This is a genomic window from Streptosporangium sp. NPDC049248, from assembly GCF_040678965.1.
In the GTDB taxonomy this organism is placed as follows: domain Bacteria; phylum Actinomycetota; class Actinomycetes; order Streptosporangiales; family Streptosporangiaceae; genus Streptosporangium; species Streptosporangium fukuiense.
Genome location: NZ_JBFAQY010000008.1, coordinates 298,659 through 312,164 on the forward strand (window position 1 = coordinate 298,659; position 13,506 = coordinate 312,164).

12 protein-coding genes and 2 tRNA genes are annotated in these 13,506 nt (G+C 67.9%); 9 read left to right on the forward strand and 5 right to left on the reverse strand.

Going from position 1 to position 13,506, the window contains the following annotated elements; all coding sequences use genetic code 11:
* Window positions 1-142: 142 nt before the first annotated feature.
* The 3 genes from AB0K21_RS18190 (at window position 143) to AB0K21_RS18200 (ending at window position 2,181) form a co-directional block, all read left to right on the forward strand.
* Window positions 143-928, forward strand: coding sequence for an enoyl-CoA hydratase-related protein (locus AB0K21_RS18190; RefSeq protein WP_364151213.1), 786 nt, complete (start codon window positions 143-145; stop codon window positions 926-928).
* A 141-nt stretch (window positions 929-1,069) separates the two neighbouring features.
* On the forward strand, window positions 1,070-1,585 hold the full coding sequence (locus tag AB0K21_RS18195; RefSeq protein ID WP_030910429.1) for a M48 family metallopeptidase: 516 nt from the start codon (window positions 1,070-1,072) through the stop codon (window positions 1,583-1,585).
* A 14-nt stretch (window positions 1,586-1,599) separates the two neighbouring features.
* The gene (locus tag AB0K21_RS18200; RefSeq protein ID WP_343977297.1) at window positions 1,600-2,181 is read left to right on the forward strand and encodes a hypothetical protein; all 582 of its coding nucleotides are present in this window, start codon (window positions 1,600-1,602) and stop codon (window positions 2,179-2,181) included.
* A gap of 21 nt (window positions 2,182-2,202) precedes the next feature.
* On the opposite strand, the gene AB0K21_RS18205 is transcribed toward AB0K21_RS18200, so the two are convergent.
* From AB0K21_RS18205 to AB0K21_RS18215, 3 genes are all read right to left on the reverse strand, one after another.
* A complete protein-coding gene (locus tag AB0K21_RS18205) occupies window positions 2,203-3,192 on the reverse strand; it encodes an endonuclease/exonuclease/phosphatase family protein (RefSeq protein WP_343977294.1) in 990 nt (329 codons plus the stop codon).
* A gap of 259 nt (window positions 3,193-3,451) precedes the next feature.
* Entirely contained in the window at window positions 3,452-3,997 is a 546-nt protein-coding gene (locus AB0K21_RS18210) for an NUDIX domain-containing protein (protein WP_343977291.1), read from the reverse strand.
* Window positions 3,994-5,304 (reverse strand): zinc-dependent metalloprotease, encoded by a 1,311-nt coding sequence (locus AB0K21_RS18215; RefSeq protein WP_364151219.1) that lies wholly within the window; start codon window positions 5,302-5,304, stop codon window positions 3,994-3,996. Before AB0K21_RS18215 ends, AB0K21_RS18210 begins: the two co-directional genes overlap by 4 nt.
* Before the next feature lie 79 nt (window positions 5,305-5,383).
* On the opposite strand from AB0K21_RS18215, the gene AB0K21_RS18220 reads away from it, so the two are divergent.
* The 6 genes from AB0K21_RS18220 (at window position 5,384) to AB0K21_RS18245 (ending at window position 12,087) form a co-directional block, all read left to right on the forward strand.
* Complete coding sequence (locus AB0K21_RS18220) at window positions 5,384-6,457, forward strand: NAD-dependent epimerase/dehydratase family protein (RefSeq protein WP_343977502.1); 1,074 nt, start codon at window positions 5,384-5,386, stop codon at window positions 6,455-6,457.
* 275 nt (window positions 6,458-6,732) lie between these two features.
* Entirely contained in the window at window positions 6,733-7,158 is a 426-nt protein-coding gene (locus AB0K21_RS18225) for a molybdenum cofactor biosynthesis protein MoaE (protein ID WP_343977285.1), read from the forward strand.
* 83 nt (window positions 7,159-7,241) lie between these two features.
* Window positions 7,242-8,288 (forward strand): PDZ domain-containing protein, encoded by a 1,047-nt coding sequence (locus AB0K21_RS18230; protein ID WP_343977282.1) that lies wholly within the window; start codon window positions 7,242-7,244, stop codon window positions 8,286-8,288.
* Between the two features lie 338 nt (window positions 8,289-8,626).
* Window positions 8,627-11,548: a UPF0182 family protein gene (locus tag AB0K21_RS18235; protein WP_343977279.1), complete on the forward strand. Its 2,922-nt coding sequence runs from the start codon at window positions 8,627-8,629 to the stop codon at window positions 11,546-11,548.
* Window positions 11,549-11,623: 75 nt separating this feature from the next.
* Window positions 11,624-11,700 (forward strand) — tRNA-Met (locus AB0K21_RS18240).
* A gap of 310 nt (window positions 11,701-12,010) precedes the next feature.
* Window positions 12,011-12,087 (forward strand) — tRNA-Met (locus AB0K21_RS18245).
* A 117-nt stretch (window positions 12,088-12,204) separates the two neighbouring features.
* Here AB0K21_RS18245 and AB0K21_RS18250 read toward each other — a convergent pair.
* Window positions 12,205-12,450 (reverse strand): hypothetical protein, encoded by a 246-nt coding sequence (locus tag AB0K21_RS18250; RefSeq protein WP_343977276.1) that lies wholly within the window; start codon window positions 12,448-12,450, stop codon window positions 12,205-12,207.
* Between the two features lie 53 nt (window positions 12,451-12,503).
* A complete protein-coding gene (locus AB0K21_RS18255; protein ID WP_343977273.1) occupies window positions 12,504-12,914 on the reverse strand; it encodes a hypothetical protein in 411 nt (136 codons plus the stop codon).
* Window positions 12,915-13,506: the final 592 nt, after the last annotated feature.

Genomic DNA, 13,506 nt, shown 5'->3' on the forward strand with positions numbered 1-13,506 from the left:
GGCCGGGTGTGCCAGCGTGCCACGCCCCCGCGGGCTCCCGGACGCCTTTCCCGCCGCCTGTGGATAACTCCTGCCCTGTGGACAACTCCTGGTGGGCCGCCCTCGGCCTAGGGCGGAAAACGTCGTGGGCTACGCTCCCGACATGAAGGAGATCTTGATTGATCGGCGTGAGAACGGTGTCGCGGTGCTCACCCTGAACCTCCCCGACCTGCGCAACGCGATGACCGACGCGATGACCGCCCGATGGCGGCAGGCCGTCGCCGGCCTCGCGGCGGACCGCGAACTGCGGTGCGTGGTCGTCACCGGGGAGGGGAAGGCGTTCTGCGCCGGAGGAGACCTGTCCTGGCTCGCGGAGCGACGTACCGAGGACGTCCCCGCCCTACGCGACCGGATGCTCGGCTTCTACCGGACCTGGTTGACGATCGCCGATCTGGAGGTGCCGACCATCGCCGCGGTCAACGGCGCCGCCGTCGGGGCGGGGTTGTGCCTCGCCCTCGCCTGTGACCTGGTCTACGCCGCCGAGGAGGCCAAGCTGCTCGCCCCCTTCACCTCGCTCGGCCTGCACCCCGGCATGGCGGCCACCTACTTGCTGCCCAGGGTCGCCGGGGTGGGCGTGGCCAGGGAGATGTTGCTCACAGGGCGGACGATGACGGGGCTGGAGGCGGCCTCCGCGGGGCTGGTGAACAGGGCGTTTCCCCGTGAGTCGCTGATGGCCGAGGTGCTGGGCATCGCGTCGCGGATCGCCGCCAACGCGCCGATCGCCACCCGGCTCACCAAGGTCGCCCTCGCGGGCGGCGGGCACGCCGATCTCGACGCCGCGCTGCGTTGGGAATCCCTTGCCCAGCCGGTCACCATGGCCTCCGACGACATGCTCGAAGGGTTGGCGGCTCAGCGAGAACAGCGGGTCCCGCGATTCGGCAACGCGTGAGACGGCTGATATCCAGGTTAATTAGATAAGTTGTGACCGCACTTGATCGCTCCCGCCGAACAATCGGTGAACGGGGATTGACCAGCGGGAACGTGTTCTACCCTCTGGTGTGAATTCGCCATTCTCGGCTACCGTTCATATGTGCCCCCCGAGACAGTCGAGGTCCGCCGAAGTTCTCGCCGCCGGCGGACGGTTTCTGCGTACCGCGACGGCGAGAAAACGATCGTGCTCCTCCCCGCCGGTCTGAGTAGCACCGACGAGGAACAGTGGGTGCGCCGTATGCTCGATCGACTCGCGGCCAAGGAGCAGCGCAGACGTCCCTCGGATGACGACCTCCTCGATCGAGCCGTCGAGCTGTCGGCCCGCTACCTGGGCGGGGAGGCGAAACCGTCGAGCGTGCGCTGGGTGGAGAACCAGAAGCACCGTTGGGGCTCGTGCACTCCGGATCACGGAACCATCAGGATCTCCACGCGCCTGAGGGGCATGCCCTCGTGGGTGGTGGACTATGTGATCATGCACGAGCTCGTCCACCTGCTGGTGCCGAGTCACGGCTCGCGTTTCTGGGCGCTCGTGGAACGATATCCCAAGGCCGAGCGGGCACGGGGCTTCCTGGAGGGATTCTCCACGGCGGCCCACGGCTCCGCGGAGGAATGTTGACAGAGGATCGAGTGGTGGCCGTTCTCGTCACGCCCTCCGCGGCGGACGCGGCCCCGCCGGGAATCGACGCAGCCGACTTCCTGACCGCCGTCGCCGAGGACACCTACGAACTCGTCGCCGGACTCGACTTCGTCTCACCGGTCGTGGTGACGAGCGTCCCGGGCATGGAGGAGATCGTCTGGCCGGGCACCCCTGTCGTCGAGATCCCCGATCTCTCGGGGAGCGCCCTGGTCGAGGCGGCCTTCGCCGCCCTGCCCCACGGCGAGCAGGCGGTCCTGCTGAGCGCCGACGCGCCCGACCTGCCTCCGCTGCTCATCGGCAAACTCTTCCGCGAACTCGGCCGGGCACGGATCGCCGTCTGCCCTGCCGCGGGCGGTGGCACCGTGGCGCTGGCCGCCCACCTGCCCTACCCGGGCTGGGCCTCGGTGGGCTTCGACGACCTTGACCCGGTCAAGGCGCTCCGTGCCTCGGCGCCCGGCAGCCGTATGGTCGCCAGGGGGCCCGGCTGGCATCGCCTGCGCGCTCCCGGAGACCTCCACCTCCTCGACCCGGGCCTCGAAGGCTGGGACAACACCCGGGCACTGCTCTCGGCCTGAGCGGCCCGGATGCCCGAGCCGTCAGAGCGCGGGCAGGCGTAGGTCGGCGAAGACGGCCCGGTGATCGGTGCCGGGAACGCTGTGCACGCTGACCGTGTTCACGCCCACCCGCCGGTCCACCACGACATGGTCGATCGTGATCAGCGGCGGGACGCGCTTGTTGACCGGCCAGGTGGGGGTCAGCCCCTCTCCGGCGCTGTCGGCCGCGTCCTGATAGCCGCGGTCGAGAAAACGGCGCATGACCGCGTGGTCGAGGCTGGCGTTGAAGTCGCCCGCGAGGATGCGGATCGTGTCGGGCGAGGCGGAGGGCAGGGCGTCCAGCGCCGCCGTCCAGTCGTACACCTGCCTGCCCAGCGGCGGGAAGGGGTGCACGTCGATGATCTCGACGGGCTTGGCGCCGGGGACGGTCATCAGCGCGGCGGGCATGTTGTGCCCGATCGCCTCGAACAGGTTCTCCCTGGGGGTCAGCGGATACCGGGAGTACAGGCCGCTGCCGCCGGCACTCCACTCCGGCTCCAGCACCTGGTACGGCATGATCCCGCCAAGACCGGCCGCCTCCAGCTTCTCGACCATTCCCGGGGTCAGCTCCTGGGTGCTCAGCACGTCCGGGTCCAGCCGCCGGACCAGATCCATCACGGCGTCGGGCTCGGCGTGCCCGAACAGCGTGTTGAGCGTCAGCACCCGCAGGGGCGTTCCCGCCACCACATCCCCGGAGCGAAAGGCCCTGGGGAGCACGCTGAGGCCGAGCGCCGCGGTGGTGACCAGCGCGACGGCCGTCGCGGCCCGGTTGCGGGTCAGCACCGACAGCAGCACCGGTACGAGCGAGGCGGCCGCCACGTACGGGGTACCGGTCATGAGCTGGGTGGTCAGCGAGTCACGTTCGAGTCCGGCGACCCGGGCCACCGCCCAGGCGGCGAATGGTGTGACCGCGGCCCAGGCGAGGGAGGTGGGGATCCTCCAGCGCCGCCGCGGCGGCGTCACGACCGCGCCTCCGGCGCTCCTGTCAGCCACGATGTCTACGCTCACAGCGCCCCGATCCGCTCTGTACAGCCTGATTGGGAACGAAGATATCCAGGCAGAGGTGAGACAAGCATAAAACGGTCCAACGCCCGCGGAAGACGGCCGGAAATCAATCGATTCATCGGAACCTACGCGTTCCGGGAAGCCGCCGAGACCGAGGATCTCCCAGTGGTCACCACGCCTCCCAGATCCGGAGCCGCGGTGGCACCGAGCCACGACAGTCCGAGCCGGTACCGGCTCGGACTCCCGGTCAGCCGGAGCGCAGGGCCTCGCGGGCGCGGCGGGCCAGGCGGCGGGTCGCCTCGTCGGAGAGTTCGGGGATCTCGTCCACGGGGAACCAGCGCAGGTCGAGCGACTCGGCGCTGATCACGGCCTCGACGTCCGCGGGGGCGACCGCGCCGTACTCCACGTCCAGATGGCTGCTGTGCGGCGGATGGCACCAGACCCGGTGCCGGTCGAGTGCCAGCGGGCCGGGCAACAGCCGCAGGCCCGGGATACCGGACTCCTCGGTGGCCTCACGCATCGCCACCGCCTCAAGGGAGGTGTCGCCGCGCTCGCAGTGGCCGCCCATGGGCAGCCACATCCCGGCCTTGGGGTGCAGCGTCAGCAGAACCCGCTCGCCGTCGTGGGAGAGCACCGCGGTCGTGGCCGTCAGGTGACCGGTGACGCACTCGCGCCACATCGCGTCGTCATGGGCGTGTACGTGATCCAGGAACTCCTTGCGGAGGATCTCCTCCTCCGCCGTGGGCGCGGTCCATTCCGTGAGCACGTCCCGCGCGTCGGCGCGCAGGCTCACGCGCCGCTCCCACCGGTGTCGCCCTTGTCGTCACCCTTGTCATCGTCCTCGCCGGGAGCGGCGGGAGGCTCGCGCAGAGTTCCCTCCAGGGACGACAGGTCGAGCTCGGGCTCGCCCCGTACGAACCCCTCGGGGTTGTCCAGGTCGTCGGCGGTGGGCATGAGGTCGGGGTGGCTCCAGACCGCGTCGCGGCCGTCGACGCCCCGGTCGGATTCCAGCGCCTGCCACAGGGTGGCGGCCTCGCGCAGGCGGCGGGGCCGGAGTTCGAGGCCGACGAGCGTGGCGAAGGTCTGCTCCGCGGGGCCGCCGGTCGCCCTGCGGCGCCGTACGGTCTCCGCCAGTGCCGTCGCCGAGGGGAGCTTGCCGTCCGCGGCGCCGTCCACGACGGTGCCCACCCAGCCCTCGACGAGAGCGAGCATGGTCTCCAGCCGGGACAGGGCGGCCTTCTGCCGCTCGGTCTCCTCGGGCTTGAGCAGGTTGCCGCCGCTCAGCGCCTGCTGGAGCTGCTCGGGATTGTTGAGATCAAGCCCGCGGAGCTGCTCCTCCAGGGCGGAGGCGTCCACCGTGATACCCCTGGCGTACTCCTCCACGGCTCCGAGCAGGTGCGCGCGCAGCCACGGCACGTGCTGGAACAGCCGGTGGTGGGCCGCCTCGCGCAGGGCGAGATAGAGGCGGATCTCCTCGGCGGGGGTCTCCAGACCCTGGCTGAACGCCGAGATGCCGCCGGGCAGCAGGGCGGCGCTGTCCGACAGCGGCAGGCCGATGTCGGTGGCGCCGATCACCTCCAGGGCGAGCGAGCCGATGGCCTGGCCGATCTGCTGGCCGACCATCATGCCGCCCATCTGCTTCATCATCCCCATCAGCGGCCCGGCCATGGCCTGAGCCTCCGGGGGCAGACCGGAGGCGCTGAGCGTGCCGCTCATGGTCTCGACCATGCGGGCGGCGATCGGGTCACAGAGCTTCTGCCAGACGGGGACGGTCTTCTCGATCCATTCCGAACGGCTCCACGCCTGGGGGTTGCTCACCCCGCTCGGCAGGGAGGTGGCCTCATTGAGCCAAAGGTCGGCCAGGTTCAGGGCGTCGACGATCTGGCGTCGCTCACCCTCCATGACACTGGGATCGCCCTCGGCGACCACGACGTGCCGTGCGATGTTCTTCGCCATGTCCCAGTTGACGGGACCTGAGGTCGGCGGAGCGGAGAGCATGTCGGCGAACTGGCGCATTGCCGCTGCGATCTGCTCCGGGTCGCCGAACATGGCGAACGGATTGTCGTTGGGGTCGTTTTCCCGACCTGGCAAGTCAGTCACCGCTCTACCTCGTGCAGGATGGAGGAGTCCACATCCGCCACGTTATCCGTCGCATGGCGGGTCAGTGCAAAGTGAGGACCTGGTGCCTACCTCGAAACGCTCCCGGCCCCCTGTCGTCGCCGTCACCGGCGCCGCCTCGGGCCTAGGCCGTGCTTTCCTCGCGAAGGTCGCCTCGTCTGCGGATTTCCGCAGGGTCGTGGCCATCGACGAGCAGCGCGGAGATGTGCCCGATGTCACATGGCGGGTGCTCGATGTTCGAGATCCGCTCTTGGCGAACCGCATATCCGATATTGACGTGCTCGTGCACCTGGCCGGTGACTACGCGCTCGACGCCGACCCCGCGGAGCGACGCGCCTACAACCTGCGCGCGGCCCAGACGGTGCTCACCGCCAGTGCCGCGGCGAGGGTGCGGCGGGTCGTGCTGGTCACCAGCGCCATGGTCTACGGGGCCGTCCCCGAGAATCCCGTCCCGCTGCCTGAGAACTCCGAGGTCGCGGCCGAGCCGGATACGGGCATGGTCGGCGACCATCTGGAGATCGAGGCACTGGCCCGGCGCTCCCTGCGCAGCCACCCGGGTCTCGACGTGACCGTGGTCAGACCCGCGGCCGTGGTCGGCCCCGGTGTCGACAGCGTGGTGACCCGGCACTTCGAGGCGCCCCGGCTGCTGACCGTCAAGGGATGCAACCCGCGCTGGCAGTTCTGTCACGTGGACGACCTGGTCTCGGTCCTGGAGATGGCGGCGCTCGGCACGGTCTCCGGGGTGGTGGCCGTCGGGGGAGAGGGCTGGCTGGAGCAGGAGCAGGTGGAGGAGCTCTCCGGGCTGCGCCGGCTGGAACTGCCCGCGGGGCTGACCTTCGGAACCGCCCAGCGCCTGCACCGTCTCGGCGTCACCCCGGCCCCGGCCACCGACCTGCACTACGTCGTCTACCCCTGGGTGGTCGACTGCACGACGCTGCGCGAGGTCGGCTGGAAGCCGATGTGGACCAACGAGGCCGCGTTCGAGCAGCTCCTGGAGCTGCGTGGCGGCAGGCACGCCGTCGTGGGCCGCCGCCTGTCCGGCAAGGAGGCCACGCTCACCGCGGCCGGCGCCACCGTCGCCGTCCTTGGCACCGCGGCGATCGTCCGCGCCGCCCGCAAGAAGCGCCGCCCCTGAGCCCCTCACTGCGACGCGCCAGGCACTGAACCACTGGGACGTGCCCAAGCCCTCTCCCCCCAGGGACTACCCGTGAGGCCGCGCCGGCGACTGAACCAAGAATCCCTTGGGGACGTGCCCCACGCCCCCCATGAGGGACCTCCCCGTGAGGCCGCGTCGGCGACTGGACTGAGGAGAGGGAGGTCGTGAGGAACGAGCGGCCTGCCTCGACGAGGGAAGGAGCCGGGTAAGAGCGGCCTCACCGCGACGCGCAGCGTCGCCTTAGACTCCTTGGCGTGGATGTCATCCGGTTGCTCGATATTCGCGACAGCACGCTCTCCGTCGACGAGGTGCTCGCCGCCGTCGGCGATCACGCAGCGGGCGGTACGACGGTCTTCGTCGGCACGGTACGAGAAGAGGATCACGGCAGGCCGGTCACGAGCCTGTCCTACTCGGCACACCCGAGTGCCCCGGGCGAGCTGCGCAGGGTGGCCGAGAAGGTCGCCGCGGACTTCCCGGTGACCGCCCTGGCAGCCGTCCACCGGGTCGGCGACCTGAGGCTCGGCGATGTCGCGGTCGTCGTGGCGGTCGCCGCGCCGCACCGCGGTGAGGCGTTCGAGGCGTCCAGAAGGCTGATCGACGATCTCAAGAGCCAGGTCCCCATCTGGAAGAACCAGTTTTTCACCGACGGGTCCTCCGAGTGGGTGGGAGCCTGCGATTGATCTCGACTGACGGGTATGTGCCCGTCGGCGCGGCGGCGTCCGGGTGCGGTTTCATGACCTGTCGTACGGCATAGGCTTTGTCCATGTCCCGACGAGCCCTGACTTTGATGGTGGCGGGCTTCCTCACGCTCATGCTCGCGCTGATCGGCGCCGTGCTGCCGGTGCCGTACGTCGTGCTGAGCCCCGGGCCGACCGAGAACACCATCGGCGACGTCGACGGTAAGCCGGTGATCAGCATCGAGGGACACCAGACGTATCCGACCGACGGCAAGCTCAGCCTCGTCACCGTCGCCTACCAGGGCGGTCCCGGCACCAGGATCGATCTGTTCAGCGCGCTCAGGGGATGGATCGATCCCACCATCGCGGTCGTGCCCGAGGAGACGATCTTCCCTCCGGCGACCACCGCCAAGGAGGTCGAGGAGCAGAACACCCAGGAGATGACGAACTCCCAGGACGACGCGACCGCGGCGGCGCTGACCGAGCTGAGGATTCCCTACAACTCGATCGTGACCGTGGGTTCCACGGAGAAGGGCATGCCGGCCGACGGGAAGTTCAAGGCCGGTGACGAGATCGTCTCGGTGGACGGCACGCCCGTGGCCGACCGGGAGACCGTCTCCTCCTCCGTCCGCAAGCACAAGCCGGGGGAAGAGGTCAGTTTCGTCGTCAACCGTGGCACCCAGAGCCTGACCATCGCCGTCCCTACCGTCGCAGGCAAGGACGGAGCACCCATCGTGGGCATCACCATGCGGGTGGGTTACAAGTTCCCCTTCGAAGTCAAGATCAATGTTGGCGACGTCGGCGGGCCGAGCGCGGGGATGATGTTCTCCCTGGGCATCGTCGACAAGCTCACCCCTGGGCCGTTGACCGGCGGCAAGTCCATCGCGGGGACCGGGACGATCACCGCGGAGGGTGACGTGGGCCCGATCGGCGGCATCCAGCAGAAGATGGTCGGTGCCAGGAGGGCCGGCGCGACGATCTTTCTGACCCCGGCCGACAACTGCGCCGAGGCGGTCAGGGCGATCCCGGACGGGCTCAGGCTGGTCAAGGTCGAGACGCTGCGCGAGGCCGTTCAGGCGATCGACTCGATCCGTACCGGCTCGGGTTCCGTGCAGAGCTGCCCGACCGGCTGACGCCGGAATCGGCCCGGAGGCCGGCCGTGCGCCAGGACGTCATGGTGCGCGCGGTTCCCGCCGGGGGAGTGGCTCCGCGAGCTCGATGGCGATATGAGTGTGATGCCCGATTTGCAAAGAAAGTTGAATTTTCGGGTCAGGAGTTCGTCATGGGGCACTCATCAGGACCCTTGTGCGTTGCTACCGGTGGACCCGATACCAGCGGACGTTGTGGCCGGACCGTGCCCGAAAGGCTAAGCGCGCCCCAACTCTCGCCGGTGTAGGTTTCCAGACACGGACCGTGCTCTTACGACAAGGGGTTGGCCTTGAGCTTCCGGACCCCCGGAGCCGGTAGGGCAATGCGCTTGCCCCGCCGGCCACGACTGCTACTTCCCGTCGCGATCACTCTGGTCGTGATAGTCGCGTTATTCTTCCTCTTTGCCGGTATTTTCACCGACTACCTCTGGTACGAAGCGGTCGACTACACGGCCGTCTTCTCCGGCGTGATCATCACACAGATCCTCCTGTTCATCGTCGGTGCGCTGCTGATGGTCGGCATCGTCGGCGGCAACATGCTGATGGCGTACCGGATGCGGCCGATGTTCGGCCCCGGGATGTTCGGCGGCGCCAGCGGTGCCGACCGGTATCGGATGGCCCTCGACCCGCACCGCAAGCTGATCTTCCTGATCGGTGTGGCGGTGCTCGGCCTGTTCGCGGGATCATCCTTCTCCGGCCAGTGGAAGACCTGGCTGGAGTTCATCAACGCGACGCCGTTCGGTGAGACCGACCCGCAGTTCGGCTACGACATCTCCTTCTTCATGTTCACCTATCCCTTCATCCGGATGGTGTTGAACTTCCTGTTCGTCGCGGTGGTGCTGTCCGCCCTGCTCTCGGCGATCGTGCACTACCTGTACGGCGGGTTCCGGCTCCAGTCACCCGGCGTGCACGCCTCGCGTGGCGCTCGGGCGCACCTGTCGGTGCTGCTCGGCATCTTCGTGCTGCTGAAGGCGGTCGCCTACTGGTACGACCGGTACGGGCTGGTGTTCTCCGACCGGGGCTTCAGACACGGTGCCTCGTACACCGACGTCAACGCGGTGCTTCCCGCCAAGAACATCCTGGCGATCATCGCGCTGATCTGCGCGGTGCTGTTCTTCGCCGGGGTCGTGCGATCCGGCGGCATGTTGCCCGGCGTCGGCTTCGGCCTCCTGGTGCTCTCGGCCATCCTGATCGGCGGGGTCTACCCGGCCCTGGTCGAGCAGTTCCAGGTCAAGCCGAACCAGCAGGGCAAGGAGCAGGAGTACATCAAGCGCAACATCGACGCGACACGAAAAGCCTACGGCGTGGACGGAGCCGAGGTGATCGACTACACGGCTCAGGGTGATCCGAGCAAGGTCAGCGTCACCGCCGACAGTTCCATCTCCGGCGTGCGCCTGCTCGACCCGAGCCTGGTCGCCAAGACCTACCAGCAGAAGCAGCGGATCCGCGGTTACTACGACTTCCACGAGCCGCTCGACGTCGACCGTTACCCCGACGCGGACGGCACGGTCCGCGACACCATCGTGGCCGTACGAGAGCTCACCGGGCCACCGGCGGAGCAGAACAACTGGATCAACCGGCACCTCGTCTACACCCACGGCAACGGTTTCGTGGCCGCGCCCGGCAACGAGGTCGACTCCGAGGGCCTGCCCAACTTCGACGCCAAGGACATGCCGGTCACCGGCTCCCTGGTGGAGCGGACGAAGCTCAAGGAGTCGCGGATCTACTTCGGTGAGGCACCTGCCTCGACCCAGTACGTCGTCGTCGGCGGCGGCGGGGAGAAGCAGCAGGAGCTCGACTACCCCGAGAGCGGCGGCACCGGCCAGAAGAACACCACCTACGACGGCAAGGGCGGGGTCCCCGTCGGTTCGTTCATCAACAGGATGCTCTACGCCGCCAAGTACGGTGAGATCAACCTGCTGCTGTCGGGCGACATCAACCCGAATTCCAAGATCCTCTACGAGCGCAACCCGCAGGAGCGCATCGCCAAGGTGGCGCCGTTCCTGAGTCTGGACGACAACCCCTACCCCGCCATCGTCGACGGCAGGGTGGTCTGGATCACCGACGCCTACACCACTTCCAACGCCTACCCGTACTCCCAGAGCAAGAGCCTGGAGGCGATGACGCGGGACACCATCACCGACCCGCGCCTGGTGGTGCCGCAGCCGCGCGACCAGATCAACTACATGCGCAACTCGGTGAAGGCCGTGGTCGACGCCTACGACGGCACCGTCAGCCTGTACGCGTGGGACGAGAAGGACCCCATCCTGCAGACCTGGCGCAAGGCCTTCCCCGGCATCATCAAGCCGCAGACGGAGATGTCGTCCGAGCTCAAGCAGCACCTGCGCTACCCGGAGGCGCTGTTCAAGGTCCAGCGTGACGTGCTCTCCCAGTACCACATCGCCGACCCGAACGCCTTCTACAGCGGCCAGGACTTCTGGAACGTCCCGAACGACCCGTCCGGTGGCGGCGACACCAAGCAGCCGCCGTACTACCTGTCGGTCAAGATGCCGAAGACCTCGGCGCCCACGTTCTCGCTGACGACCACGTTCGTGCCACGCCAGGGGCCCAACCTGGCGGCGTTCATGGCCGTGGACGCCAATCCCGGACCGGACTACGGAAAGCTGCGCATCCTTCGCATGCCGTCCAACACCACGATTCCCGGGCCCGGACAGGTACAGAACAACTTCCAGAACAAGTTCTCCGGCGAGCTCAACCTGCTCGGACTCGGCCAGGCGAAGGTCCGCTACGGCAACCTGCTGACCCTGCCGTTCGCCGACGGCCTGGTCTACATCGAACCGGTCTACGTGGAGATCGCGGCCGCCTCCGGCCAGGAGCCGTACCCGATCCTCCGCCGGGTCCTGGTGGCCTACGGCAACAAGGTCGGTTCGGCCGACACGCTCAAGGGCGCGTTGGAGCAGGTCTTCGGCGACGGCACCCAGAGCGCGCCACAGGGCGAGAACACGTCCGGTGAGGCGAAGCCGGAGGAGGCCAAGCCGGCCACCGAACTGGCCAAGTCGATCGACGAGGTGCAGAAGGCGTACGACAAGGCACAGGAGGCGCTTCAGGCGGACCCGCCGAACTGGACCGAGTACGGCGCCGCCCAGCAGGAGCTTCAGAAGGCGCTGGGCAAGCTGAAGGACACCGCCGAGACGGCGGGCGTCACCCCCAGCCCGTCACCCTCGGCGACACCGTCCGGCACGCCGGCTCCGTCGGCGACACCGTCGCCCCCGCCAAGTTCCTAGGGGGCGATAGAGGGGCCCAGCGCTATTCGATTCGCGTCCACCTCCAAAGCCGGGTATGGTTCATACATACACCGACGCGGGGTGGAGCAGCTCGGTAGCTCGCTGGGCTCATAACCCAGAGGTCGCAGGTTCAAATCCTGTCCCCGCTACCAACGAAGATCCCGGTCGCCGGAAACGGCGACCGGGATCTTCTGCTTTTCCCCCGGTTCTTCCGAATCTGGGCCGTGCGGCTCTCGCGCGGGGTCCACAGCCGGGTGAAGCGTTCACCGCCCAAACTCTGATGCCCGTCCGTGCGCGAGGTGGCGGATGAGAGCGATGTCTCCGGCCACGGCCGTTCCGACCTGCGTGATCACGCCGCGGCCGGGTCATCCGCGAGTGGGTGGCGCGGGATATGTCAACCCGCGTCCCCGTGTTGATTTGCACCCGGAGGGGAGTTCCGGCTAATGTTCAAGCACACACCGACGCGGGGTGGAGCAGTTCGGTAGCTCGCTGGGCTCATAACCCAGAGGTCGCAGGTTCAAATCCTGTCCCCGCTACCAAGGAAGGCCCTGATCTCTTGGAGATCAGGGCCTTTTGCGTTGTCCGTGACCGGTCCGCCCGGTGCCTCCGTGGTCACTGAAGAGCGAGGAGGGGGCCGGGGCCGACCTGAGGTGCCGTCACGGGGCTGTAGCCCGTCCGGCCCGCACCCGGCGATGCCGCGGAACGAAACCGGGCTTGGCGCGACGCACCAGCAGGCTCGCCTTGTAAAGAGCCCAGCAGGTCAGGAAGGCCCCGAAGGAGACCTGCCCGATCCACGTCCACGCCGAGGTCTCGACGGTCGCGAACATCACCACACCGGTCCAGACGAAGCCGAAGACGCCCACGAGGGTCGCCGCAGCCCAATTCAGCCCTCGCTGCAACATGCCTGGAGTCTTGCAGATCTTGGTTCAAGACCAGGTCAATGACGCGGAACGCCTCATCGGGGGATGCTACGGCTTGTGCCGGCACACCTGCGCGCGCGAGCCCCTCCGGCGTTCATCGGGGTGGTTCCGAGAGGATTCTCCTCAAGGTAGGTCAGCAGCATGGCCGCTGTGTGGGCGTCTGCCAGGATCCGGTTCACCTCGTCCTCGGATGTCGGGAGCTGGCCGCGCTTGGCCAGCTCGTCGGTGAGGAAGGTCAGCGGTTCCGGGTAGCCGGCCGCCTCCGCGGCGACCGTTGCCCGAGCCGCAGTGAGGAGACGCAGGTAGTAGGCGCGGAGGGTCGCCTCTCGCATGCGTGCGTCTTCAAGGTCGTTCAGCAGAGACCTGGCGACCCTCAACAAGTCACCTGGGTGGTTGGCCTCCGCGTCGATGTGCGCGCGGATGTCGTCGAACTCCGAGCGGGTCATGGTGCTCACCTCCACGGCGGAGTCAGGATCCTGACCCTCGCGCCTACTTCGTATCCAGAGTCGATTGCGAATGGCTTGACGTCTGGTTGCGCACTTCGACTTTCTATGACTGTTTGGGACGCGCGAGCCCCGGGGATGGTTGGCAAGTTGTCTCTGTGACGTGAGAGTCCTGGTAGTGTTCTTCTCGCAGGGCAACGAGCCCCCGGATCCAGAATCTCCCGGGTGGGCGGAGTGCCCGGCAAAACCCTCTCGCTTTCCCGACAGGTCTGGCGTGTCCGCACGAGTTGGACATCGACCGGATGTTGGAGTAAGTTAGAGGGGTTGCCCTGGAGACAGGGTGGTCGCAATCCTAGCGGATTCGGCGGGTTCAAGTCGATGGTCGGAAAACCGGCAAGTTGACACAAACCCGGCAAATCTGATAAGATGGTGACACGGAATGGAACGCCCCGAAGTCCGGGACACCGCGAAAGCGGGCCCGCGGACGACGGTGTACGCGTCCGTTTCTTGAGAACTCAACAGTGTGTTAAAAGCCAGTGCATGAAGCACAACCCTGTCCAACCTGCCTCCTTTGCGGGGTGGGGGACGGATTCCT